The organism is Leisingera sp. ABM4_103 (assembly GCF_056158685.1).
Genome location: NZ_JBSWTU010000005.1, coordinates 1,112,779 through 1,137,993, shown reverse-complemented (window position 1 = coordinate 1,137,993; position 25,215 = coordinate 1,112,779). Strand labels below are relative to the sequence as shown.

The following is a 25,215-nucleotide window of genomic DNA, read 5'->3' as shown; positions in this document are numbered from 1 at the left end:
GTTTATGTTTTTCTGCGTCGCTTGCTCTGTGCGAACCGGTATGACGTGTTGCCTGTCTCGATGATTGCGCAGTGATGGGTTACGCGATCCAGAAGCGCGGTTGTCATCTTGGCGTCACCGAAGACCGAGACCCATTCGCCGAACTCCAGGTTCGTCGTGATGATGACACTGGTCTTCTCATAGAGCTTGCTGATCAGATGGAACAGCAACGCGCCGCCGGACTTGGGGAACGGGATGTAGCCCAGCTCGTCGATGATGACGCAGTCCAGGGCCGAGAGCTGCCGGATGATCTTCCCGGCATTGCCCTCGGCCTGTTCCTTGATCAGGGCGTTGATCAGGTCGACGGCGTTGAAGAAGCGCGCCTTCTTGCCGTTGCTGATCAGGGTGGTTCCAAGCGCGATGGCGATGTGGGTTTTGCCGGTGCCGGTTCCGCCCACCAGGATGAGATTATGTGCCTCTTCTGTGAATTGGCCTGAGCAGAACGGCTCGATTTGGGGCTGGGTGACGGCGGCCGCGCTGTAATCGAAGGTGGCGAAGTCCTTGTGGTGGGGGAACTTCGCAATCCTCATTTGATACTGGATGGAGCGCACCCGCCGCTCTACAGTCTCAGCGTCGATCAGTTGCTTTATCGCTGTGGTCAGACTTGGTGGCTTGCGCGCGGACAGCAAATCATGGGCGCAAGCTGCCATCCCGTGCAGCCTCAGGGCGGTCAGTTGGTCGATGAGGGCGTTCATGCGGCAGCCTCCTCAGCCGAGCACAGCGTCTCATAGCGCTTGCAATCGGCCTCGGGCCGCAAGGTCAGCTGCGGATAGGTATAGGCGTCGCTGAGCGGCGTGATGACCGGCTCCACCAACTGGTTAATCAGGTTGATGATGGCGGGCAGGCGCAGGGTGTTTTGTTCCACCGCCAGTTCGCAAGCCGTCTCGACCACCTCGACCCCGTGATCCTGGGCCAGCAGAAGCAGATCGACGAACTCCCGATCCCCGCCTTTGCCGGCCATGTAGTGCTCCCTGATCTGATGCATGGCCTCAGGCAGTTGCCAGTCCACAAAGGGGGCGCCGTCGCGCAGGGCGCCGGGCTTGCGATCCAGCAGCGGCACGTAGTGCCAAGGTTCAAAATAGCTGACATTGCGGGTGAAGCGACGCTTGTGCTCGGCGATGACATCCTGGCCCGACACCAGCACGATCCGGCCTGCATAGGCGCGCAGCGACACATGTTGCCCCGCGAACCGGGACGGCACGCTGTAGCGATTGCTGGCATATTGAACCAGGCAGGTGGAGCGAACACGAACGGTCTTTTCCACGTATCCGTCAAATGCTCGCCCCAGAGGGCGCAGTTCGGCGCGTTCGTCTTCGAACAGCTCTGCAATCGTGCGATCCGATTGCTCGGGATGGGGCCGGTTTGCCAGCTCTTCACAGCGCAGGCGCAGCCAATCGTTCAGCGCATCGAGATCATCAAAGGCAGGTTTGGGCACAAACAACCGGCCGCGCAAAAACTGGACCTGGTTCTCGACCTGTCCCTTCTCCCAGCCCGCAGCCGGGGTGCAGGCCACCGGCTCCATAACGTAATGGTTCATCAAGGCAAGGAACCGGGGATGGAATATCCGGTCCTTGGAGCGGGAGACATAGGTCACCATGGTCTTGGGGTTGTCGATGATCACCCGGCGTGGAACCCCGCCATAGAAAGACAGCGCCTGCGCAAAGGCATCCAGCACCATCTCCTGGGCTTCGCCGGGATAGGCGACGACAAAGGGCTTGCGGCTGTGGCACAGGCGGAAATGGGCAACCTTCACCTTCTGCTCGATACCGCCCAGGACAACCCGTTCTTCGCTCCAGTCAAATTGCAGCGCATCGCCTGCCGCAAAATGCAGCGGGATAAAGGCCTCGCCCGAACCGGCACCGGCCCGCCTCAGATCGCGGACAAATCGCTGAACTGGCGAATAGGAACCGGTGTAGCCTTCCACCACGAGCTGCTCATAGAGCTTCTGGGCCGTCCGCCGCTCCCGGCGTGGTCGCTTCTGGTCCTGATCGAACAGCTCCTGAAGCCGAAGATCAAACCCGTTGCACAGTTTGTGCCGAACCGGCGGGGCCTGGCGCTGGTAGCTCGGCGGGCTCTCATCCTTCAGATACTTCTTGATCGTGTTCCGCGATAATCCCGTCGCCCGCGCAACAGACCGGATGCTGCGTCCCTCAACCAATACCCATCGTCGGATCTTCGACACGCTTTCCATCAGTAACACCTGCTCTTTCCTCCGCACTTTTTGTGCGGATGTTAACGAAAACAGGTGGGTCAATTTTACTCGCTCATAACCCACCCAAGTGGGTCAATTTTGCACGCCGATTCACAGCCAGGCCAAGCACCAGTGTCAGAAGGACCATCCACATTACCAGGGGCAGGTCGGGCAGTCCCCGCCACACAGTCGCAGTGTCAGCAACAGCAGTACGTGTGTCGGGCATGGCCAATAACCTTTTTGCATGAGTTCTGAACATGCTATCCATGCACCTAACCCTTTCAAAATGAGAAGAAACAGCACTTATCATGCGTACAACTCATGCTAATCTCCCCCTCAGGTCGCTTCAGGTCTTCGAAGCCGCCGCCCGCCACGGCAGCTTTACGGCGGCGGGTGCGGAGCTGGGGATCACCCAGAGCGGTGTGTCGCGGCAGATCTCGGACCTGGAGGCGGTTCTTGGAGTACGGCTGTTTGTCCGGAAAGGCGCAAAGGTGACCGTGACCCCGGCGGGCGACCGGCTGGCGGCGGGGCTGACCGAATCCTTCGGCCAGATGTGGCGCGCGGTGGCTGAGGCCCGGCGGTCGGAACAGGTGGTCACACTTTCGATGCTCCCCTCCGTCGCGGCCCGCTGGTTTGCGCCCCGGCTGGGACGGTTCATTGCCGGCCACCCGGAAATTGACCTGCGGGTTACGGCTTCGCGCCATCTGGTCGATTTCGCCGCCGAAGGGATCGACGCGGCTGTCCGCTATAGCCGAGAACCTGACAGCAGCCTGGAGGCGGTCAAGCTCGGCACTGAGACGGTGCAGCCGGTTTGTTCCCCGGATTATGCCCGCCGGATGCGCCTGGAGGCTCCGGAAGATCTGTATCGCGCGACCCTGCTTCATGCGGATATTCCTGAGGACTGGGCCGCTTGGCTTCACCTTGCGGGGTGCACCCGGCCGCTTCCCGCCGGGCCGCGCCTTGAGGATGATGGAGCCATACTTCAGGCCGCCCTGGATCATCAGGGGGTTGCACTTGGCCGGTCGTTGCTTGTGGCCGGCGACATCGCGGCAGGCCGGCTCATTGCGCCATTCTCGATCAGCCTTGAGGCGAGCCATAGCTATTGGTTCGTCATGCCCAAGGGGGTGGAGCCGTCGAAGACGCTTGCCTCCGTCAAGCAGTGGCTAATCGGCGAGTTTCAAGGCGCGGGTCAGGATGCATCTCGATAAGCAGGAGCGCAGTATTGCCGGCGGTGAGCAGGTCTTGCCGCGAAAGCGGCCTCGCGACCAGCAACCTACCGGCGGCTTGGTCCTGACAAGGCAAAGGAACCCGCTGCGCGCCCGCGGCGCTGGTCGCTTCGGTTTCTGCGCCGCGCTGCAGGCGAACGGATTGTTTTGAATTTACTTAACAAGTATTCGAAGTCGCTGTTTACAGTCCAATAAACATTAACTTATGATTTTTTGAATGTTTTGATTTTTGGAAGCTGCCGGCCTTAAAATGACTCAGATCAATGTGACGGACGCCGGTCCTTCGCATTCTCCGGTCCAGCGAAGTGAAGCTAAATTGGAAAACAGGTATCTGACATGACCGTTTCCTGCCTGGCTTGCTCCGCTGACAAAGTGAGAGCCAAGGAGGACGTATATGTCCGAACAGCCAACCAAAGCCGAAGAGCGGAACACATTCCTGTTTCTCGCCGTCATCCTCGCGCCGGTTCTGGCGGTCGGGATTGTCGGCGGTTACGGCCTGATCATCTGGGTTTCCCAGATCTTCCTGGGCCCGCCCGCGGGTTAAGAGGCCAGGCCGATGCCAGCCCACGCCAGCACAGCCCCTTCCCGGCGCGCCTTTCTGACCGGACGGGTCGCTAGGCCCGAGCCGGAGTTCCGCCCGCCTTGGACCGATGAATCCCGGGTGCAGGCGCATTGCACCAGTTGCAATGCCTGCGCGGAGGCCTGCCCGGAAGAGATCATCGAATTCGACAGCCGGGACCGCCCGCGGATCCGCTTCAGCGGCGGCGAGTGCACCTTCTGTGCGGCCTGCGCCGAGGCCTGCCCTGAACCTGTTTTCGACCTCGAGCAGCCCGAGCCCTGGCCGGTGACCGTGGAAATCGGCAGCAGCTGCCTGCTGTCCGCGGGCATAACCTGCCAGCTGTGCACCGATATCTGCGACCCGCGCGCCCTTCGGATGGATCTATCGGTCCGTCCGGCAGGTGCCATCCAGGTGGACGCTACCGCCTGCACCGGCTGCGGTGCCTGTCTTGCCACCTGTCCAAACAATGCCATCGCGATCCGCGACCCCCGCCAGCAAAGGAGCCACGGGTGACAGAAGAACTGCATATTTCCAGCCTGCTGGTGCGCAGCGACCCGGCCCGAATGGAGGCCGTGCTGAACACCATCAAAGCCATGCCGAACTCCGAGATTTCGCAAACGGATCCCTCGGGCAAAATTGTCGTTTTGTTCGAAGCGGACAGTGATCGCGCCATTGGCGATGCCCTGGCCAAAATCCAGCTTCTCGACGGTGTCGCCAGCGCGGCGCTTGTCTTCCATCAGACCTGCGATGCCCAGGAACTCGCCCTCCAAGAAGGAACTTCCCAATGACCGGACTTACACGCCGTGACGCCATCAAGGCGCAGGCTGCCGCCGCCGCGGCGCTTGCTGCCGGGCTGCCGATCCCCGCGGCAGCGCAGAACCTTGTCACCGACGCCAGCCTGACCGAACTGAAATGGTCCAAGGCGGCCTGCCGCTTCTGCGGCACCGGCTGCTCGATCATGGTGGCCACCAAAGCCGGCCGCGTGGTCGCCACCCATGGCGACACCCAGGCAGAGGTCAACCGCGGCCTGAACTGCGTCAAGGGCTACTTCCTGTCCAAGATCATGTATGGCGCCGACCGCCTGACCACCCCGCTGCTGCGCAAGACCAATGGCGAGTATGATAAGAACGGCGAGTTCACCCCGGTCAGCTGGGACGAGGCCTTCGACATCATGGCCGAGAAGTGGAAAAAGACCCTGGCCGAGAAAGGCCCTGAGGGCATCGGCATGTTCGGCTCCGGCCAGTGGACCGTCTGGGAAGGCTATGCCGCCTCCAAGCTGATGAAGGCGGGCTTCCGCTCCAACAACATCGACCCCAACGCGCGCCACTGCATGGCCTCTGCCGTGGGCGGCTTCATGCGGACCTTCGGCATCGACGAGCCGATGGGCTGCTATGACGACTTCGAGAACGCCGACGCCTTTGTGCTGTGGGGCTCGAACATGGCGGAGATGCACCCGATCCTGTGGACCCGCATCACCGACCGCCGCTTCAGCCATCCGCATGTCAAAGTGGCGGTGCTGTCGACCTTCACCCACCGCAGCTTCGACCTGGCGGACATCCCGGCGGTGTTCACCCCGCACTCCGACCTGGTGATCCTGAACTACATCGCCAATTACATCATCCAGAACGACGCGGTGCATAAGGACTTCGTCGGCAAGCACGTCAACTTCAAGCGCGGCAACCAGGACATCGGCTATGGCCTGCGTCCCGAGCACCCGCTGGAGCAGGCTGCCGGGAACGCCGGCAAGGCCGGCGGCGCAACGGACATGAGCTTTGAGGAGTTTGCCGAATTCGTTTCCGAATACACGCTTGAAAAAGCGGCGGAAATGTCCGGTGTCCCGGCAGAGACGCTGGAGAAGATCGCCAAGCTGTACGCGGACCCCAACACCAAGGTGATGTCGCTGTGGACCATGGGCGTGAACCAGCACACCCGCGGTGTCTGGGTGAACAATCTGCTTTACAACATCCACCTGCTGACCGGCAAAATCTCCACCCCCGGCAACTCGCCGTTCTCGCTCACCGGCCAGCCCTCCGCCTGCGGCACCGCGCGCGAGGTGGGCACCTTCGCTCACCGCTTGCCGGCCGACATGGTGGTCAAGAACCCCGAGCACCGCGCCTATGCCGAGAAGATCTGGAAACTGCCCGAAGGCACCGTGCCCGGCTGGGTCGGCTCCCACGCGGTGAAGCAGAACCGCGACCTGAAGGACGGCAAGATCAACTGCTACTGGGTGCAGGTGAACAACAACATGCAGGCCGCCCCCAACATGATGGAGGAAGGGCTGCCGGGCTACCGCAACCCCGACAACTTCATCGTGGTGTCGGACGCCTATCCGACGGTGACCGCCGAAGCCGCCGACCTGATCCTGCCCGCCGCAATGTGGGTGGAGAAGGAAGGCGCCTACGGCAACGCCGAACGCCGCACCCAGTTCTGGTATCAGCTGGTCAACGCGCCGGGTGAATCCAAGTCCGACTTGTGGCAGCTGGCCGAGTTCTCCAAGCGCTTCATCACGGATGAGGTCTGGCCTGCGGAAATCCTGGACGCCAACCCCGGCTACAAGGGCAAGACCCTGTTCGAGGTGCTGTTCGCCAACGGCAAGGTCGACCAGTTTGAGCTGTCCGAGAAGGCCAAGGAATACGGCAACCACGAATCCGAAGACTTCGGCTTCTACATCCAGAAGGGCCTGTTCGAGGAATACGCTGAGTTCGGCCGCGGCAAGGCGCATGACCTGGCGCCGTTCGACACCTACCACGAGGTGCGCGGCTTGCGCTGGCCCGTCGTGGACGGCAAGGAAACCCGCTGGCGCTTCAAGGAAGGCTCAGACCCCTACGTTAAACCAGGTGCGGATTTTGAGTTCTACGGCAAGCCCGACGGCAAGGCGGTGATCTTTGCGCTGCCCTATGAGCCGCCGGCGGAAAGCCCGGATGAGGAATACCCGATGTGGCTGACCACCGGCCGGGTTCTGGAGCACTGGCACTCCGGCTCGATGACCCAGCGGGTGCCGGAGCTGTATCAGGCGGTGCCGGATGCGCTGTGCTACATGCACCCGGACGATGCCAAGGCCCAGGGCTTTAGGCGCGGCACCGAGGTGCGGGTGATCTCGCGGCGCGGTGAAATCCGCACCCGGGTGGAAACCCGCGGCCGCAACAAGCCGCCCAAAGGCCTGGTCTTTGTGCCCTGGTTCGATGCGCGCCGGCTGATCAACAAGGTCACGCTGGATGCCACCGATCCGATCTCGAAACAGACGGACTTCAAGAAATGCGCAGTCCGTATCGAAGCAGTGTGAGGCCCGTCATGAAACATCTCCGTCTCGCTATCCTGGCCGCTCCGATCCTTTTGGCCTCGGCCGCCTTTGCCCAGAACCAGGTCGCCACGCTGCGCAATACCGCGCCGCTCGACCAGGAGGGCGAAGCCACCCAGATCCCCGGCATCGTCAACACCGACATCCGCCAGGTGCGCAACTACCCGGATCAGCCGCCGCTGATCCCGCACAAGACCGACAACTATCAGGTCGACCTGAACTCCAACAAATGCCTGACCTGCCACAGCCGCACCGCGGTGGAGGTCAGCCAGGCGCCGATGATCTCGGTCACCCACTTCATGAACCGCGAGGGCCAGACCCTCGCCGCCGTGAGCCCGCGACGCTATTTCTGCAACCAGTGCCACGTGGTGCAGACCAACGCCCGGCCGCTGGTCGAGAATGAGTTCGTCGATGTGGACAAGGTGCTCGACTATGTGCACTCGAAACAGGGCGGGGCGGACTGATGATTGCTTTCCTGAAAAGGCTCTGGTGGATCATCAGGCGGCCCAGTGCCTATTTCTCGCTCGGCTTCCTGACCATGGGCGGCTTTGTGATGGGGATCATCTTCTGGGGCGGTTTCAACACCGCGCTTGAGGTCACCAACACCGAGGCCTTCTGCACCAGCTGCCACGAAATGCGCGACAACGTGTTCGAGGAGCTGAAGCCGACGATCCATTATTCCAACCGCTCCGGTGTCAGGGCTTCCTGCCCGGACTGCCACGTGCCGCACAACTGGACCAACAAGATCGCCCGCAAGATGCAGGCCTCCAAGGAGGTCTGGGGCAAGATCTTCGGCACCATCAACACGCGGGAGAAGTTCCTGGAGCACCGGCTGGAGCTGGCGCAGCACGAGTGGGCCCGGCTGGAAGCCAACGACTCGCTGGAATGCCGTAACTGCCACTCCGACGAGTCGATGGACATCACCCGCCAGTCCAAGCGCGCAGCAGAGGCGCATGAGCGCTTCCTGTTCACCGGCGAGAAGACCTGCATCAACTGCCACAAGGGCATTGCCCACCAGCTGCCCGACATGGCCGCAGCCGAAGGCGAGGATCACGCAGGCCTGCTGGCCCCTGCCCATGGCGAGGGCCTGCTGGCCAGCACCCGCAGCTATCTGGGCCTGAGCGGGGACTGACGCCGGCAGCCTGCGCAAGCACTAAAGAAGGCCGCTGTCCCGATGGGCAGCGGCCTTTCTAATTGTCTGCTACTCGGCAGGGCTTACAGCGGGATGCTGCCCAGGTGATCCTCGCCGCGCTCCCGCGCCAGCTTCATCTGTTTCTGCCGCTCGCGGAACCGGGCCTTGTCCTCTTCCGAAGTTTCATTGATGCACAGGTGGCAGGAAACGCCCTGTTCGAACTCCTGCTGTGCCTTGTCCTCAGGCAGGATCGGGCGGCGGCAGCCGTGGCACAGCTCATGCGGGCCTTCGACCAGCCCGTGGCCGACCGACACCCGGTTGTCGAAGACAAAGCACTCGCCTTCCCAGGTGCTGTTTTCGGCGGGCATTTCCTCCAGGTAACGCAGGATGCCGCCCTTCAGGTGGTAGACATCCTCCACCCCCTGGCCCAGCAGGTAGTTGGTCGATTTCTCGCAGCGGATGCCGCCGGTGCAGAACATCGCAACCCGCTTGTTGTGAAAGCGGTCCTTGTTCTCCTCCCACCAGGCGGGGAAATCGCGGAAGCTCTCTGTCTTGGGGTCAATCGCGCCCTCGAAGGTGCCGATTGCCACCTCATAGTCGTTGCGGGTGTCGATCAGCACCACGTCGTCCTGCCGGATCAGATCGTTCCACTCCTCCGGCTCGACGTAGTGCCCGACGGAGGCCAGCGGATCCACATCCGGCTGGCCCATGGTCACGATCTCTTTCTTCAACCGCACTTTCATCTTGCCAAAGGGCGGCTCGGCAGCTGTCGCCTCTTTCCACTCCAGCCCGGCACAGCCCGGCAGCGCCTTGATATGCGCCAGCACCGCGTCGATGCCGGCACGCGGGCCGGCGATGGTGCCATTGATCCCCTCCTGCGCCAGCAGCAGGGAGCCTTTGACGCCTTGCGCCTGGCACAGCTCCAGCAGCGCCGGGCGGATGGCGGCGGGGTCGGGGAAACGGGTGAAGTGATAGAGGGCAGCAATCGTGTACATGCCCCGGCCTTAGAACCATGGCGCGCGGTTTTCAAGAGCAAGAACCGCCTGCGCGGGGCCAATAAAACAAGGGCTTTGCATGTATGTTTTCACTTGCGTCAGCCCGCCGCCGGCCAGCGGGAGTTCCCAAGCGGCACTTGTCCCGTTACAAATTGTGCAAGCCAGAAAAGGAGTTGCCGATGACCCAGGCCCTGATCGTTGTGGATGTGCAGAATGACTTCTGCCCGGGCGGGGCGCTGGCGGTGCCCGGCGGGGACGAGGTGGTCGCCCCCATCAACGCCATGATGGCGCAGTTCGACGCGGTGATTCTCACCCAGGACTGGCACCCGGCAGGGCATTCCTCCTTTGCCTCTGCGCACCCGGGCAAGACCCCGTTCGAGACGGTGGAGATGCCCTATGGCACTCAGGTTCTGTGGCCCGATCACTGCGTGCAGGGCACCGGTGGGGCGGCCTTCCACAAGGACCTGCGCACCGACGGCGACCTTATCGTCCGCAAGGGGTTCCGCCCGGCAATCGACAGCTATTCCGGCTTCTTCGAAAACGACAGGACCACGCCCACCGGGCTGGAAGGATACCTGCGCACGCGCGGCATCTCCCGGTTGACTCTCGCCGGGCTTGCCACCGACTTTTGCGTTGCCTTCACCGCGCTCGATGCGGCCCGGCTTGGGTTTGAGGTGACGGTCGATTTGAAGGCCTGCCGGGCAATTGACCTGGACGGATCGCTGCAGGCGGCCCTTGGCCAGATGAAAGAGGCAGGCGTTGAGCTTCAATCTTGAGTTGATTTGCCGAATTATTAACAATAGCCGGCTTATGTTGTGCGGGCTCACCGACGGCAAGGCGGATAGATGAATACTTCGGATGGGGCTGCCGCAGGCCCGCTGGACAGTTACTACAAACGCTACGGCTCACTCGAGCTGCTGCTGCGTTACGCCCGCGGCCGGGTGCGGATGTTTTGGGGCCGCCAGCTGTTCATGGCTCTGGCCTTTCTGACTCTCGCTCTGGTCGTTCCCACGCAATACGCGCTGCTGGCCTTTGCCATAACCTTTGCCGGCGACACCGCGGATTGCATGCTTCTGCGCCGTGCGGACCGCTTGGCCGGCAGCGGCCTGAGTGAAAGGCGGCTGCGGCTGCTGACCGCTCTGACCGCGTTCCTGCACGCCCTGGCGCTCTGCGCGGCTGCGTCCATTCCTTTCTGGGTCGAGTTTCCGGCCCAGGACCCGCACACCCACAACGAACCGCTTTTCACTGTCGGCCTGCTCCTGGGGCTGGCGATCAATGCCGCGTTGGTGCTGCCGTATAACCCTTTGGCAGTTATCGTAAAACTCGTCACCTATGCAGCGCTGCCGGTGGCGGCGCTGGCGGTGGAGATCCTGGAAGCGCCGGAATCGGCCGCGATGTACGAGTTGCATCTGGCAGGGCTGGCGGTGCTTTATACCTCCTTTCTGTGGTTCCTCGTTTTTGTCATGCGCAGCTTCAGCCGGACCCGCCGCAATATTATGGCCCAGGCCCTGCAGCAGCAGGAGCTGGAAGCCGCCTATGCGGAGCTGTCCGAACAGCAGATGGAGGCCAAACGCCTGGCGCTGGTGGCTGAAAACGCCAATGACAGCGTGATGCTGATGGACCGGAACGGGCGGATTACCTGGGTCAACGACAGTTTCAACCGCCTCACCGGGTACTCGTTCGACGATGCTCTGGGTCAGCTGCCGGGTGACTTGCTGAACAGCGGCAGGACCGACCCCGCCGCCATCCGGCTGCTTCAGGACAGTGTCCGCGATGCCCGGCCGGTGCGCGTGGAAATCTGCAACCGGCGCAAGGACGGGCAGCACATCTGGATAGAGACCAGCCAGGTGCCGATGCTGAACAGCGCTGGAGAGCTGGAAACACTGATCGCGGTGGAACGGGACATTTCCGCCGCCAAGGAACATGCACGGCAGCTGGAACAAGCGCGGATCTCGGCTGAGGAAGGTGCCCGCGCCAAGGCGGAATTCCTGGCGACCATGAGCCACGAGATCCGCACCCCGATGAACGGGGTGATTGGCATGGCCCAGCTGCTGCGCGACAGCGGCCTGAACGGCGAGCAGGAGCTTTATGCCAGCACCATCCTCAGCTCGGCGGATACCCTGCTGGCGCTGATCAACGATGTTCTTGACTTCTCCAAGATGGACGTTGAGGGCGTCACCCTCAGCCGCGCCGACTTTGATCCGCGCGCCTGTTTCGAGGAAACGGTGTGCCTGCTGAAGGCTCAGGCGGACTCCAAGGGCTTGGGGATGCTGCTGGAAATCAAGGATCGGGTGCCCGCACAGCTGCGCGGCGACGACCGGCGAATCCGGCAGATTTTGCTGAACCTGGCTGGCAATGCGATCAAATTCACCGAACAAGGCCGGGTGCTGGTGACACTGGATGCCGAACCGGCAGGGCAGGGGTTTGATCTGATCTTTTCGGTGGCGGACACCGGCATCGGAATTCCCAAGGAGATGCTCTCCAAGGTGTTCGAGCGGTTTGCCCAGGGGGACGCCGCAATCAGCCGCCGCTTTGGCGGCACCGGACTGGGGCTCGCTATTTCCCGCCGCCTGGCGGAGGCAATGGACGGCAGTATCACAGTGAAGTCCGAATTGGGGCTGGGGTCCTGTTTTACTGTGCGGCTTCGCCTGGATCCTGCGAAGGCGCAGCAGTCAGCAACACCCGCTGCCGCACCGCAGCCGGGCGGTTTTGACGCGCTGGAGGGGCTGCGGGTCCTGGTGGCGGAGGACAACGCCGTGAACCGGGTGCTGATGGAAAAGTTTCTGCATCCGACACCGGCGCAACTGGTCTTTGCCCAAAATGGCCGCGAAGCGGTGGCACAGTTCCAGGAATTCGCACCGGATATCATCCTGATGGATATGTCGATGCCAGAGATGGACGGGCTGGAAGCCACCCGCGCGATCCGCGCCTCGGCCCTGCCGCAGCCTGCTATTGTGGCGCTGACGGCCAATGCCTTCGATTCCGACCGGGAGGCTTGCCTTGCCGCAGGCATGAACGAATTCATGAGCAAACCCATAAACCGCAGCAAACTGATCGAGCTTTTGGTGCAGTTGGCGCCACAGGCGCAGGCCCGCCGCGCGGGCTGATTTCCTTTGCCCCCGCTGGCGGGCTATCCTATCAATCAATGACTTCTTAAGCACGAGGCTGCCGGTGGATATTGCAACCCGCGTCTACAATCACAAATGGAAGATTGATCCGATTGTCCGGTCGCTGATCGACACCGATTTCTACAAGCTGCTGATGTGCCAGTCGGTGTTCCGAAACAAGCCGGACACCACCGTGACCTTCTCGTTGATCAACCGCTCCACCCATGTGCCGCTTGCCCGGCTGATTGACGAGGGCGAGCTGCGCGAACAGCTGGACCACATACGCTCGCTGTCGCTCAGCCGCGGCGAAAGCACCTGGCTGCGCGGCAATACTTTCTATGGCAAACGGCAGATGTTCCGCCCTGATTTCATGGAGTGGTTCGAAGGCCTGCGCCTGCCGCCCTACCACCTGGAGCGCAAGGGCGATCAGTATGAGCTGACGTTTGAAGGCAAGTGGCACGAGGTCATGCTGTGGGAAATCCCGGCCCTGGCAGTGCTGATGGAGCTGCGCTCGCGCGCGGTGCTGGACAGGATGGGCCGGTTTGAGCTGCAGGTGCTGTACGCCCGCGCCATGACCCGTGTTTGGGAAAAAATCGAGAAGCTGCGGGAGATTGACGGCCTGACGATCGCCGATTTCGGCACCCGCCGCCGCCATTCCTTCCTGTGGCAGGACTGGTGCGTGCAGGCGATGATCGAGGGGCTGGGTGAGAAGTTCACCGGCACCTCCAACTGCCTCATTGCCATGCGCCGCGAGGTGGAGGCGATCGGCACCAATGCGCATGAATTGCCGATGGTCTATTCGGCGCTGGCGGACAGCGATGCGGAACTGGCTCAAGCACCTTATGAGGTTCTGTCCGACTGGCATGACGAGCACGAGGGCAACCTGCGCATCATCCTGCCCGACACCTATGGCACCCAGGGGTTTCTTGACCACGCGCCTGACTGGCTGGCCGGCTGGACCGGCATCCGCATCGACAGCGGCGACCCGGCCAAGGGCGCAGAGGTAGCGATCAACTGGTGGAAAGAGCGCGGCGAGGACCCGGCGGAGAAACGGGTGATCTTTTCCGATGGCCTGGACGTGCAGCAGATCCAGGACCTGCACGCGCAGTTTTCCAGCCGCACCAAAGTGTCCTTTGGCTGGGGCACGCTGCTGACGAACGACTTCCGCGGACTGGTGCCGGATGACGCGCTGGCGCCCTTCTCGCTGGTGTGTAAGGCAATTGCCGCCAATGGCCGTCCGACGGTGAAACTGTCCGACAACCCGGAAAAGGCGATGGGGCCTGCGGATGAGATTGCGCGTTACAAGCGCGTATTCGGCGTCGGCAAGCAGGAACGGCAGGACGTTATCGTGTGAAAGAAAACGAGGGGAGTTAAAGAGGGGGCGCCGCCCCCTCGGCCTGGCGGCCTCACCCCCGGAGTATTTGGGAAAGATGAAAGAGGCGGACGGCCTCAGCCGTGATGCGCCGCCACGGTCTTGAGCTGCGAGAAGCCATAGAGCGCTTCAAAGCCTTTCTCCCGCCCGTGCCCCGACTTCCCGACGCCGCCAAAGGGCAGCTCCACCCCGCCGCCGGCGCCGTAGTTGTTGAGGAACACCTGTCCCGCCCGCAGTTTCTTGGCCAGCCGCATTTGCCGGGCGCCGTCACGGGTCCAGACGCTGGCGACCAGACCGTATTCGGTCGCATTGGCAATCCGCAGCGCGTCGTCTTCGGTGTCGAACGGGATCAGCACCTGCACCGGGCCAAAGATCTCTTCGCGCGCAAGCACATGATCGTCTGGCACATCGGCAAACAAGGTGGGGCGGACATAGGCGCCGCTCTCCGGCGCATGACCCAGGATGGTCCCCTGCGCCGCGACGGGAAGATCAGCGCCCTTGTCCAGATAATTCTCCACGATCTGTTTTTGCCTGGCAGAGATCAGCGGCCCGACCCGCAGGTCCTCTGCCGCAGGTCCGACGGTCAGCGTGCTGTAGGCCTCAGCCATGCGCCGCTTTACCTCCTCATACGCCCCGCGCTGCACCAGAATGCGCGAGGATGCCGAACAGGTCTGGCCTGCGTTCTGGATACCCGCGTTCACGAGAAACGGCAGGGCAGCGTCAAGATCGGCATCGTCAAACACCAGTTGCGGGGACTTGCCGCCCAGCTCCAGCGTGACTGGCACCACGTTGGCGCCCGCCGCCTGCTGCACCAGCGCGCCAGTCCTGACCGACCCGGTGAAGGAAATGTGATGCACGCCGGGGTGCCCGGCCAGCACCGCACCGGCCTCCGATCCCAGTCCCGGCACCACGTTCAGCGCACCCGCAGGCAGCCCGGCCTCCATCGCGATATGGGCGAACGCCAGCGCCGTCAGGCAGGCCTCCTCCGCCGGTTTCAGCACACAGGCGTTGCCCATCGCCAGCGCCGCGCCGACAGAGCGGCCGATGATCTGCATCGGGTAGTTCCAGGGCACGATATGCCCGGTGACGCCATGCGGCTCACGCAGGGTATAGACGGTGTAGCCGTCGAGATAGGGAATTGTCTCCCCCATCACCTTGTCCGCCGCCCCGCCGTAGAACTCGCAATAGCGCGCCAGCGCCACCGCATCGGCGCGGGCCTGGCTCAGCGGCTTGCCCACATCCATCGCCTCAATCTCGGCCAGCAGGTCTACCCGCTCCAGCACGAACTGGCCGATCCGGGTCAGGATGCGGCCCCGTTCCAGCGCAGTCATGCGGCCCCATGCGCCGTTCAGCGCCGTCCCAGCTTCTTGCACCGCGGCCTCGATATCTGCCGCACCGCCGCGGGCGATCTGGCAGATTTCGCTGCCGTCCGAGGGGTTCACCAGCGGCAGAGTGCCGCCGCTGGCCGCGGGCAGCCACTTGCCGCCAACGAGGCAGAGCGCGGGATCGAACCAGAGGGGGTCAGACATGCTGGGGGCTCCTTTCCGGGCCGGACAGATCAGGCAGCACCGGGGCTGCGGCGATCAGCTGGCGGGTGTAGGGGTGCTGCGGGGTGCTGAATACGGCTTCGGTTTCACCCTGTTCGACGATTTCTCCGTGCCTCATCACCAGGCAGCGGTCGGTGATCGTGCGCACCACGCTCAGGTCGTGGCTGATGAACAGGTAGGTGAGGCTGTAGGCCTCGCACAGTTCTGCCAGCAGGTCGAGGATGCGGGCGCGGACGGAGACGTCGAGGGCTGACACCGCCTCGTCAAAGATGATCAGCTCCGGCCGGGTGATCAGGGCGCGGGCAATGGCAATACGCTGGCGCTGCCCGCCGGAGAACTGGTGGATGTATTTCCCGGCGTCCTCCGGTTTCAGGCCGACAGCGTCGAGGGTTTCGGCGATCAGATCACGGCGCGCCGCGCCGGTTGGCGGATCAGGCAGCATATGGAACGGTTCGGTGATCAGCCGGTCCACCCGGTGGCGCGGGTTGAAGCTGCCGTAAGGGTCCTGGAACACCACCTGCATCTTGCGCCGGGTCTCGGGGGCAAGGTGAGTCGTGACGGGTTCTCCATCCAGCAGGATCTCCCCGCCTTGCAGCGGCTCCAGTCCCAGAATTGCCCGCGTCAGGGTCGATTTTCCGCATCCCGACTCCCCCACCAGCCCCAGCCGCTCCCCGCGGTTCAGGGTGAAGGAGACATCGTTCACGGCACGGAATGTGCCGGGCTTTGCAAACAGAGACGGGCGCGGGGTCTTGTAGTCGCGCACCGCGTTCCGCACCTCCAAGAGCGCTGCTGGCGCGGCTGGTTCCGGCAGCGCCACCTGATGGTTCGAGGCGTCAAACAGCATCCGCGTGTAAGGGTGGCGCATGTTGCGCAAGAGCCAGTCCGTGTGGCCGGATTCGACCACTTCTCCATTGCGCATGATTACAATCCGGTCAGCCAGATCCGCTACCACCGCCAGGTCGTGGGTGATAATCAGCAGACCCATGCCATAGTCCTGCACCAGGTCCTTCAGCAGCGACAGGATCTGCGCTTGGGTGGTCACGTCCAGCGCCGTGGTCGGCTCATCCGCGATCAGCAGCTTGGGGCGCAGGGCGATGGCCATGGCGATCACCACCCGCTGGCGCTGGCCGCCCGACAGCTCATGCGGATAGCGGCTTAGCGGAAAGCGGTCCTCAGGCAGCCCGACCCGCTCCAGCACCTCGCGGGCGCGGGCCTCGGCGTCCTGGCGTGGCATCGCCTTGTGGATCAGGATCGTTTCCATCACCTGCTCGCCGATGGTCTTGACCGGATTGAGCGCGGTCATCGGCTCCTGAAACACCATGCCGATAGACTGGCCGCGCAGGGCGCACATCTGTTCTTCGGACTGATCCAGCAGCTGGGTCCCGTCCAGCGTGACATACCCCTTGATTTGGCTCCGCTCCGGCAGCAGTTGCATCACCGCCAGCGCGGTCATCGACTTGCCGGAGCCGCTTTCGCCGGTGACAGCAACAATCTCGCCCGGCTCTACGTGGAACGATACATCCTTCAGCACCGGATAGCAGCCGATCTTGAGAGATAAATGGGTCACATCCAGCAAGGTCATGTCCGCGCCACCCGCAGCTTCGGGTCAAAAAAATCACGCAGCCCGTCGCCCAGCAGGTTCAGCCCCAGCACGGTGAGGATGATGGCCGTGCCCGGCACCAGCGCCAGATGCGGTGCAAAGCTGACCATGGTCTGCGCATCGGCCAGCATCCGCCCCCAGCTGGGGGTGGGCGGCTGCGCGCCCAGGCCGACATAGCTGAGGCCGGCTTCGGCCAGGATCCCCAGCGAGAACTGGATCGTCCCTTGCACGATCAGCAGGTTCATTACGTTCGGCAGGATGTGTTCCGCGGAGATGCGCGCCGCGTTCTTGCCTGCCACACGGGCGGCCAGGATGAATTCCCGCTCCCAAAGGCTCAGCGCCGCGCCGCGGGTGATGCGGGCAAACACGGGGATGTTGAAGATGCCGATGGCGATGATCGCGTTGATGGCGCCGGCCCCCAGAACAGCGGTGATCAGGATCGCAATCACCAGCGAAGGGAAGGCAAAGACGAGGTCATTGCCGCGCATGATCAGCTCATCCAGCCAAGACCCCTTGCGCGCCGCTGCCGTCAGCCCCAGCGGAACGCCCGCGCCCATGCCGATACCAACAGCCACCAAGGCGACGGCGATGGAGGTGCGCGCGCCGACCATGATCATCGACATCAGGTCGCGCCCGAAATGATCGGTGCCCAGCCAGTGCTGCGCATTCGGCGTCTGCAGTTTGGCGGCGATGTTCATTGCGGTGTGGTCCAAGGGCGTCCAGACAAACGACACCGCCGCCGCCAGCAGCACCAGCGAGGACAGCACACCGCCAAGGATCAGGTTGCGGGTCATGTCCGGCTCCTCAGCCGCGGGTCCACCAGCGCATAGGCAAGGTCGACCAGGAAATTCACCGTTATGACGGCAAAGACCAGCAGCATCACCACAGACTCCACCACGATCAGATCGCGGGAGGAGATCGCCTGGAACACCAGCCGCCCGAGGCCCGGCAGGTAAAACACCTGTTCGATGATGATCGCGCCTGCCAGCAGGAAGGAAAACTGCAGCCCGATGATGGTCAGCACCGGGATCAGCGCGTTGCGCACTCCGTGCCGCCATAGTGCCTGACGGCGAGTCAGCCCTTTGGCGCGGGCGGTGCGCATGAAATCCTCGCCCAGTATGTCCAGAAGGGCTGAGCGCATCACCCGCGTCAGGATCGCCGCCTGCGGCAGCGCCAGGGCAATCGCGGGCAGCGTCAGCGCATGAAGGCCCGTCCAAAGCCCCGCTTCCCAACCCGGAAACCCGCCGGCCCCGAACCAGCGCAGGTTGATGGCAAAGATCAGAACCAGCATCATCGCAAACCAGAAGTTCGGCACTGCGACACCCAGCTGGGTGGCGCCCATCACCGCCATGTCGCCTGGCGTGCCGCGGCGGGCGGCGGCATAGATGCCGGCGGGAAAGGCGATCAGCGTTGACAGCGTCAGCGCATAAAGCGCCAGCGGCAGCGATACCCACATGCGGTCGGCAATCATCCCGGCAACAGGTGTGCGGTAGGTGTAGGAGGTGCCGAAATCTCCCCCCAGCATCCCTGCAACCCAGCTCAAGTAACGGGCGGCTTTGGTTTGATCCAGCCCCAGCTCTGCCTTCAGGGCGGCCACCGTATCGGCCTGCGCATTGACCCCCAGCATGAACGACGCCGGGTCGCCCGGTGCCACCTCCACCACAAGGAAGATCACCAGCGAGGCAACAGCCAGGCTGAGGATCAGCGACAGGAGGCGTTTGAGGGCATAGCGCAGCATGGCTGCCACGTTAGGAGCCTGCGGGGAACGGGTCCAGAGGCCAGCAGAGGGAAACCGGGGCCAGGCGGCAAAAATGCGCAGCGTCAATGGGTTGAGCGGATGCCGCACGGGAACCGGCGGATTGCGCGGAGCAAGCCCTTTGGCAGCGCCCGGAAAACGGCTATCACTCTGCCATGCTGTCCCGCCCCCTGTTCATCGGATCTGAAATCTACCGCGGATCGTCCTATGGCCGCACCCATCCCTTGCGGGTGCCGCGGGTTTCAACCGTGATGGACCTCGCGCGCGCGCTGGGCTGGCTGCCGTATGAGGCCTATGTGAATTCCCCCCGCGCCAAACCTGCGGCGCTTACCATCTGGCACACGCCCGAATACGTCGCGGCCCTGCAGGCGGCGGAGGCGGCGCAAGAAGTGAGCGCGGAAGTGCGGGCGCGGCATCACCTCGGCACTATTTCCAACCCGGTGTTCCCGGAGATATACCGCCGCCCGGCCACTGCCGCGGGCGGATCGATCCTGGCGGGGGAACTGCTGGCGGGTGGCGGCATCGTCTACAACCCGGCGGGCGGCACCCATCACGGGATGCCGGACCGCGCCAACGGGTTCTGCTATCTGAACGATCCCGTCCTGGCGATGCTGTCGCTGCGCCACCATGGCGCGCAGCGGATCGCCTACTTGGACATCGACGCGCATCACGCAGACGGGGTGGAGCATGGCTTTGCCGGTGATGGGGACGTGCTGATGATCTCGGTGCATGAGGAAAACCTGTGGCCCAAGACCGGCACACTGACAGAGGACGCAGGCGGGTCCGCCCTGAACCTGCCGGTGCCGCGCGGCTTCAATGATGATGAGATGGCCCATATCCGCGACGCGCTGATCCTGCCCGCGGTCGCGGCGTTTCAGCCGGATGCCATCGTGCTGCAATGCGGGGCGGACGCGGTGACGGAGGACCCGCTGCCGCATCTGGACCTGTCGAACAACGCCCATTGGGCGGTGGTTCGGGCGCTGATGGGCATGGCGCCGCGCTATCTGGTGCTGGGTGGCGGAGGGTACAATCCGTGGTCAGTAGGGCGGCTCTGGACCGGGGTCTGGGCCACGCTGAACGGAGTTGAGGTGCCGGAGCGGCTGCCCGCGGCGGGCGAAGAAGTGCTGCGCGGGCTGGAGTTCAACGGAAACCGCCTGGGCCGCAATCCGCCGGAACACTGGTTCACCACGCTCAGGGATCAACCGCGGGGCGGGGATATCCGTCAGGAAATCCGGGAGCGGGTAGCGTTTTTATGTGCGAGACAGGGTCTGTGATGCGATGAGGGCAGCGCCCGATCCTGGGAGGGGGCGTAAGCGCCCTCCCGTTTTGCCGAAGGCAAACCTGCGGTTTGACGGGAGGGTCGGGCGCTGCCCGGCGTTGCCGCCGGGCCATTGGCTTGTATCAAATTACTCCGCCCAGCTGATCGCCGTCAGGTCGATTGCCGCCGTCGGCGCGTTTTCCCACAGACCTTGCAGTCCGGCCTTAGCCACCCCCAGCTTGGCCAGCTGGAACAGATAGCCGTTGACGTAATCCGCTGCGATCATTTCCTGCGCCTCCTGCATCAGCGCGGTGCGGCTGTCCGGATCCGTGGTCGCGTTCAGCCGGTTCATCAGCTCCTGAAACGCCTTGCTGTCGTACTGGAAGTAATACTCGGGCCGGGCGTAGATGCCGATGTCCATCGGCTCGGTATGGCTGACGATGGTGAGGCCGAAGTTCTTACCGCGGAACACAGTCTCCAGCCACTGGGCCCATTCCACGTTGATGATCTCGGCCTTGATGCCGACCGCGGCCAGCTGCGCCGCGATGATCTCGCCGCCGCGCCGGGCATAGGACGGGGGCGGCAGATGCAGGGTGGTCTCAAACCCTTCGGCGAATCCAGCCTCGGACAGCAGCGCCTTGGCCTGTTCCGGGTCATAGGCGGACTTGCCGGTCAGATCCTTGTACGCCGGATTGTGCGGCGCAAAGTGGGTACCGATCGGAGTGCCGAACCCGAACATGGCACCGTCGATGATCGCCTGCCGGTCGATGGCATGGGCCATGGCCTGCCGCACCCGGATGTCATCAAACGGCGGCTGCTTGTTGTTGGTGGACAGGATCGTCTCACCCTCGGTCGAGCCGACCAGCACCTGGAACCGCGGATCGGCGTCGAACTGGGGCAGGTTCTCAGGCGCCGGGAAATTGTCGAAGGCGTCGATATCCTCCGCCATCATCGCGGCAAAGGCGGCCGTGGGGTCGGAAATGAACTTGAAGGTCGCCGACGCCAGCGCAGGCTGATCGCCCCAATAGTCCGGATTGCGCGCCAGCGTGATGCGGTCGCCCTGCACCCACTCCTGGAACGTATAGGCGCCGGTGCCGATGGGATTGGTCTTGATGTCTTCGATGCTTTCCGGCGCCACGATCACCGCGTCGCCCCAGGCGAGGTTGAACAAGAGGCTGCCGTTCGGCCCGTCCAGCGTGATCTGCACGGTCTGCGGGTCCACCGCATCCACGGCAGTGATCCCTTCAAACAGCGCCTTTTGCGCATTGGTGCTGTCCTCCGCGCGGGCGCGGTCGAGCGAAAATTTCACGTCCTCCGCATCCATCGCGCTGCCATCGTGAAAGGTGACGCCCTCACGCAAGCGGAAGGTGTAGACGGTGCCGTCTTCGGAAATTTCCCAGCTCTCTGCCAGCCCCGGCACTACCGATCCATCGCCCATGAACCGGGTCAGCCCCTCGAAAATGTTGCTGTAAACCACCGAGTCAATGGCCTGGGCGGCGGCGCTGGTCGGGTCCAGATGCGGCGGTTCCAGCTGCATGGCGATGGTGACGCTGTCCTTGGCCCAGGCACCGCCCGCGGCCAGGGCCAGTGCGGAACCCGCCGCAAAAACAAATGATTTCAGTGCCATTGAATAACTCCCCGTGTACAATATGCGGGCCGTGTGCGGCGCCTATTGGAAACGAGTTTCCCCGATTCCCAAGCGTAATCAAGGGCGGGGGACATTTCGCCCACTGGAAGCACGCGGCGTTAATTGATAATCCGTGTCCACTCCAAGAACCGCGGACAGGAAGCCATGAGCGCAACAGCCAAGAAACAGGCGCCCAACGCCGAAGACATCCGGGCCCGCAAAGGCGGCACCCCTCTGGTGAGCCTGACGGCCTATACCACGCCGATGGCGCGGCTGATGGACAAGCACTGCGATTTCGTGCTGGTCGGCGACAGCGTCGGCATGGTGCTGCACGGGCTGACCTCCACCCTGGGCGTGACGATGGAGATGATGATCCTGCACGGCCAGGCGGTCGCGCGCGGTCTCAGCCAGGCGATGCTGGTGATCGACATGCCTTTCGGGTCTTACGAGGAAGGCCCGCAGCAGGCATTCCGCAACGCCGCCCGGCTGATGGCCGAAACCGGCTGCGCCGCGGTCAAGTTGGAGGGCGGCGTCGAAATGGCCGAAACCATCCGCTTCCTTGTCAAGCGCGGCATCCCGGTGATGGCGCATATCGGCCTGACGCCGCAGTCGATCAACACACTGGGCGGGTATAAGGTGCAGGGTCGTGACGCTCAGGCGGACGCCGTGCTGGCAGACGCCCGCGCGGTGGCGGAGGCCGGCGCGTTTTCCGTGGTGTTGGAGAAGGTGCCGCAGAAACTGGCCGACAAGATCACCGCCGAGGTGGCGATTCCCACCATCGGCATCGGCGCCAGCGCGGGCTGCGACGGGCAGATCCTGGTGGTGGACGACATGCTGGGCTTCTTCACCGCCTTCAAACCGAAGTTCGTGAAACGCTACGCCGACCTTGGCCCGCTGGCGGAGGCAGGTATCGCCGAATACGCCGCCGAAGTGCGCGCCCGCAGTTTCCCGGCTGCCGAACATGTCTTTGCCGATCAGGCCCCGGCGGCCAAGACGCCCTCCAAAGGATGATTTCCGAAATGACTGCCCCGATCCTGCGCCGTCTGGCCGACCTGCGCGCCAAGACGTCCGAGTGGCGCCGCAACGGCGAAACCATCGGCCTGGTGCCGACCATGGGGGCGCTGCACGCAGGCCACCTGTCGCTGGTCGAAGCAGCCAAGCAAGCTTGCGACCGTGTGATCGTGACCATCTTCGTGAACCCCAAGCAATTCAATAACGCCGAGGATCTGGCAAACTACCCGCGCACCGAACACGAGGATGCGGAGAAGCTCGCCCCCTACGGCGTGGACCTGATCTATGTCCCGGACCCGGATCAGATCTACCCGGACGGCTATGCCACCAATGTGTCTGTCGGCGGCAGTATAACGGACGTGATGGAGGGCCCCTTCCGCCCCGGTCATTTCGACGGGGTTGCCACGGTCGTCGCCAAACTGTTCCTGCAGACCAGCGCGGACAAGGCCTTTTTCGGCCAGAAGGATTACCAGCAGCTGATGGTGGTGACCCGCATGGCCCGCGATCTGGACATCCCGATTGAGGTGATCGGCTGCGAAACCGTGCGCGAGCCGTCAGGCCTCGCCATGTCGTCGCGCAACCTGCGCCTGTCGCCGGAGGCGCTGGCCAAGGCCGCGGCCCTGAATGCGGCAATGCGCGAGGCCGCCGCCAAGGCGTCCGGGGGCGGGCTCTGGGCACCGCTGGAGGCCGCCGCGCGGCAAGCGCTGTCTGAGGCGGGGTTTGGCGACGTCGAATACTTCGACCTGCGCTGCGCGGAAACGCTGGAGGCGCTGGAGACCCCCTCCCGTCCGGCCCGGCTGCTGGCCGCCGCCTGGATGGATGGCATCCGCCTGATCGACAATATCGAGGTTCCTCAACTAAATTCTTAGTAGGGGCTGGTAGCGATAGCACCTTTGCGTTTATTGTCCCCGGTCAGAGGAGACTGGAGGGCAGCCGATGACCTATATTCTGGCAATTGATCAGGGCACCACGTCGACCCGGGCAATCCTGTTTGATGCGGGAATGCAGGTCGCGGGCACCGCGCAGCAGGAGTTCACCCAGCATTACCCGCAGGCGGGCTGGGTGGAGCATGACCCGGAGGAGATCTGGGAGACCACCGTCGCGGTCTGCCGCAAGGTAATGGCGGATCTGGACGTGTCTGCCGCGGACATCGCGGGCATCGGCATTACCAACCAGCGTGAGACCACCGTGGTCTGGGATAAATCCAGCGGCAAGGCCATCCACAATGCCATCGTCTGGCAGGACCGCCGCACCGCCGCCATCTGCGAGCAGCTGCGCGAGGCCGGCCACGCGGAAATGGTGGCCGATCGCACCGGGCTGCTGCTGGATCCCTATTTCTCCGGCACCAAGGTGAAGTGGATCCTCGACACCGTTCCGGGCGCGCGGGAGCGGGCCGAGGCAGGGGATCTCCTGTTCGGTACAGTCGACAGCTTTCTGATCTGGCGCCTGACCGGCGGCGCCTCCCACGTGACCGACGCGACCAATGCCGCGCGCACGCTGATGTATGATATCCGCAAGGGCCGCTGGAGCAGCACCATCAGCGATCTGCTGAACGTGCCGCAGCAGATGCTGCCGGAGGTGAAGGACAGCGCCGCCGATTTCGGCACCACCGACCCGGAAATCCTTGGCGGTCCGGTTCCGATTCTGGGTGTGGCGGGCGACCAGCAGGCCGCCACCATCGGGCAGGCCTGCTTCCAGCCGGGGATGATGAAATCCACCTACGGAACGGGGTGCTTTGCGCTGCTGAACACCGGGGATGAGCCGGTTGTGTCGAAGAACCGGATGCTGACCACAATCGCCTATCAGCTGGACGGCAAGCCGACTTATGCGCTGGAAGGCTCGATCTTTATCGCCGGCGCCGCGGTGCAGTGGCTGCGCGACGGGCTGGGAATCATCGAACAGGCCTCCCAATCTGGCGAACTGGCGCTGCGGGCGGACCCGGGCCAGGACGTGATCCTGGTGCCCGCCTTCACCGGCCTTGGCGCGCCCTATTGGGAGCCGGAGTGCCGCGGCGGCATGTTCGGCCTGACCCGCAACTCCGGTCCGGCGGAATTCGCCCGCGCCGCGCTGCAAAGCGTCGCTTACCAGACCCGCGACCTTTATGAGGCGATGCGCGCCGACTGGGAGGACGACAGCCACCACACCGTGACCCTGCGCGTCGATGGCGGCATGAGCGCCAGCGACTGGACCATGCAGAGCCTGTCCGATCTGCTGGGCGCTGCCGTCGACCGCCCGGTGATGCAGGAAACCACCGCGCTGGGCGCGGCCTGGCTGGCAGGGATGCAGGCCGGGATCTACCCGGACCAGACCGGTTTTGCCGACACCTGGAAGCTCGACCGCCAGTTCGCGCCGCTGATGCAGCCCGCCGCGCGCGAAGCGGCCTATGCCCGCTGGCAGCGCGCGGTGCAGGCGGTGATCGGGATCTAAGCGCTGGTGAACGGGCAGGGCGGGGCGCTCCCGCCTGCTCCTGCCCATTCAAAAAATGGGCCTCACAGTT

22 protein-coding genes are annotated in these 25,215 nt (G+C 63.6%); 14 read left to right on the top strand and 8 right to left on the bottom strand.

Features of this window, described 5'->3' with window-relative positions; all coding sequences use genetic code 11:
- Nucleotides 1-2 precede the first annotated feature (2 nt).
- A complete protein-coding gene (gene istB, locus ACXAED_RS06995; RefSeq protein ID WP_027234437.1) occupies nt 3-734 on the bottom strand; it encodes an IS21-like element helper ATPase IstB in 732 nt (243 codons plus the stop codon).
- On the bottom strand, nt 731-2,230 hold the full coding sequence (gene istA, locus ACXAED_RS06990; protein WP_475046390.1) for an IS21 family transposase: 1,500 nt from the start codon (nt 2,228-2,230) through the stop codon (nt 731-733). Before istA ends, istB begins: the two co-directional genes overlap by 4 nt.
- A gap of 308 nt (nt 2,231-2,538) precedes the next feature.
- Between istA and ACXAED_RS06985 the strand changes: the two genes are divergently transcribed.
- The 7 genes from ACXAED_RS06985 (at nt 2,539) to ACXAED_RS06955 (ending at nt 8,445) form a co-directional block, all read left to right on the top strand.
- The gene (locus ACXAED_RS06985; RefSeq protein WP_475048177.1) at nt 2,539-3,438 is read left to right on the top strand and encodes a LysR substrate-binding domain-containing protein; all 900 of its coding nucleotides are present in this window, start codon (nt 2,539-2,541) and stop codon (nt 3,436-3,438) included.
- Between the two features lie 412 nt (nt 3,439-3,850).
- Complete coding sequence (napE, locus tag ACXAED_RS06980) at nt 3,851-4,000, top strand: periplasmic nitrate reductase, NapE protein (protein WP_475048174.1); 150 nt, start codon at nt 3,851-3,853, stop codon at nt 3,998-4,000.
- A gap of 12 nt (nt 4,001-4,012) precedes the next feature.
- Nucleotides 4,013-4,528, top strand: a complete 516-nt coding sequence (gene napF / locus ACXAED_RS06975) for a ferredoxin-type protein NapF (RefSeq protein WP_475048172.1) — start codon at nt 4,013-4,015, stop codon at nt 4,526-4,528.
- Nucleotides 4,525-4,803, top strand: a complete 279-nt coding sequence (locus tag ACXAED_RS06970; protein ID WP_475048170.1) for a chaperone NapD — start codon at nt 4,525-4,527, stop codon at nt 4,801-4,803. Before napF ends, ACXAED_RS06970 begins: the two co-directional genes overlap by 4 nt.
- Nucleotides 4,800-7,298 carry a nitrate reductase catalytic subunit NapA gene (napA, locus tag ACXAED_RS06965; protein ID WP_475048168.1) on the top strand — a complete coding sequence of 833 codons (2,499 nt, stop codon included), beginning with the start codon at nt 4,800-4,802 and terminating at the stop codon, nt 7,296-7,298. The genes ACXAED_RS06970 and napA overlap by 4 nt, the downstream gene beginning before the upstream one ends.
- Before the next feature lie 8 nt (nt 7,299-7,306).
- Nucleotides 7,307-7,777, top strand: coding sequence for a nitrate reductase cytochrome c-type subunit (locus tag ACXAED_RS06960; protein ID WP_475048166.1), 471 nt, complete (start codon nt 7,307-7,309; stop codon nt 7,775-7,777).
- Nucleotides 7,777-8,445, top strand: coding sequence for a cytochrome c3 family protein (locus tag ACXAED_RS06955; protein ID WP_475048165.1), 669 nt, complete (start codon nt 7,777-7,779; stop codon nt 8,443-8,445). Before ACXAED_RS06960 ends, ACXAED_RS06955 begins: the two co-directional genes overlap by 1 nt.
- Before the next feature lie 83 nt (nt 8,446-8,528).
- Here the strand turns inward: ACXAED_RS06955 and trhO are convergent, their stop codons facing one another.
- Entirely contained in the window at nt 8,529-9,440 is a 912-nt protein-coding gene (gene trhO, locus ACXAED_RS06950; RefSeq protein ID WP_475048163.1) for an oxygen-dependent tRNA uridine(34) hydroxylase TrhO, read from the bottom strand.
- A 179-nt stretch (nt 9,441-9,619) separates the two neighbouring features.
- Between trhO and pncA the strand changes: the two genes are divergently transcribed.
- From pncA to pncB, 3 genes are all read left to right on the top strand, one after another.
- Nucleotides 9,620-10,216: a bifunctional nicotinamidase/pyrazinamidase gene (pncA, locus tag ACXAED_RS06945; protein WP_475048161.1), complete on the top strand. Its 597-nt coding sequence runs from the start codon at nt 9,620-9,622 to the stop codon at nt 10,214-10,216.
- 69 nt (nt 10,217-10,285) lie between these two features.
- Nucleotides 10,286-12,547 carry an ATP-binding protein gene (locus ACXAED_RS06940; protein WP_475048158.1) on the top strand — a complete coding sequence of 754 codons (2,262 nt, stop codon included), beginning with the start codon at nt 10,286-10,288 and terminating at the stop codon, nt 12,545-12,547.
- A 64-nt stretch (nt 12,548-12,611) separates the two neighbouring features.
- On the top strand, nt 12,612-13,901 hold the full coding sequence (gene pncB, locus ACXAED_RS06935) for a nicotinate phosphoribosyltransferase (protein WP_475048156.1): 1,290 nt from the start codon (nt 12,612-12,614) through the stop codon (nt 13,899-13,901).
- A gap of 95 nt (nt 13,902-13,996) precedes the next feature.
- On the opposite strand, the gene ACXAED_RS06930 is transcribed toward pncB, so the two are convergent.
- Genes ACXAED_RS06930 through ACXAED_RS06915 form a run of 4 tightly spaced genes read right to left on the bottom strand, consistent with a single transcriptional unit; the run spans nt 13,997 to nt 18,804 of the window.
- Complete coding sequence (locus tag ACXAED_RS06930; RefSeq protein ID WP_475048154.1) at nt 13,997-15,448, bottom strand: aldehyde dehydrogenase family protein; 1,452 nt, start codon at nt 15,446-15,448, stop codon at nt 13,997-13,999.
- On the bottom strand, nt 15,441-17,048 hold the full coding sequence (locus ACXAED_RS06925; RefSeq protein WP_475048151.1) for an ABC transporter ATP-binding protein: 1,608 nt from the start codon (nt 17,046-17,048) through the stop codon (nt 15,441-15,443). The genes ACXAED_RS06930 and ACXAED_RS06925 overlap by 8 nt, the downstream gene beginning before the upstream one ends.
- Nucleotides 17,045-17,860 (bottom strand): ABC transporter permease, encoded by an 816-nt coding sequence (locus ACXAED_RS06920; protein ID WP_475048149.1) that lies wholly within the window; start codon nt 17,858-17,860, stop codon nt 17,045-17,047. The genes ACXAED_RS06925 and ACXAED_RS06920 overlap by 4 nt, the downstream gene beginning before the upstream one ends.
- Entirely contained in the window at nt 17,857-18,804 is a 948-nt protein-coding gene (locus tag ACXAED_RS06915) for an ABC transporter permease (RefSeq protein ID WP_475053037.1), read from the bottom strand. Before ACXAED_RS06915 ends, ACXAED_RS06920 begins: the two co-directional genes overlap by 4 nt.
- 173 nt (nt 18,805-18,977) lie before the next feature.
- On the opposite strand from ACXAED_RS06915, the gene ACXAED_RS06910 reads away from it, so the two are divergent.
- Nucleotides 18,978-20,096 carry an acetoin utilization protein AcuC gene (locus ACXAED_RS06910; RefSeq protein WP_475048147.1) on the top strand — a complete coding sequence of 373 codons (1,119 nt, stop codon included), beginning with the start codon at nt 18,978-18,980 and terminating at the stop codon, nt 20,094-20,096.
- A gap of 132 nt (nt 20,097-20,228) precedes the next feature.
- Here the strand turns inward: ACXAED_RS06910 and ACXAED_RS06905 are convergent, their stop codons facing one another.
- The gene (locus ACXAED_RS06905; protein WP_475048144.1) at nt 20,229-21,707 is read right to left on the bottom strand and encodes an ABC transporter substrate-binding protein; all 1,479 of its coding nucleotides are present in this window, start codon (nt 21,705-21,707) and stop codon (nt 20,229-20,231) included.
- A gap of 165 nt (nt 21,708-21,872) precedes the next feature.
- Here ACXAED_RS06905 and panB point away from each other — a divergent pair, with 165 nt between their 5' ends.
- From panB to glpK, 3 genes are all read left to right on the top strand, one after another.
- Entirely contained in the window at nt 21,873-22,718 is an 846-nt protein-coding gene (gene panB, locus ACXAED_RS06900; protein WP_475048141.1) for a 3-methyl-2-oxobutanoate hydroxymethyltransferase, read from the top strand.
- 8 nt (nt 22,719-22,726) lie between these two features.
- On the top strand, nt 22,727-23,587 hold the full coding sequence (gene panC / locus ACXAED_RS06895) for a pantoate--beta-alanine ligase (RefSeq protein ID WP_475048138.1): 861 nt from the start codon (nt 22,727-22,729) through the stop codon (nt 23,585-23,587).
- 67 nt (nt 23,588-23,654) lie between these two features.
- Nucleotides 23,655-25,145 (top strand): glycerol kinase GlpK, encoded by a 1,491-nt coding sequence (glpK, locus tag ACXAED_RS06890; protein ID WP_475048135.1) that lies wholly within the window; start codon nt 23,655-23,657, stop codon nt 25,143-25,145.
- Nucleotides 25,146-25,215: the final 70 nt, after the last annotated feature.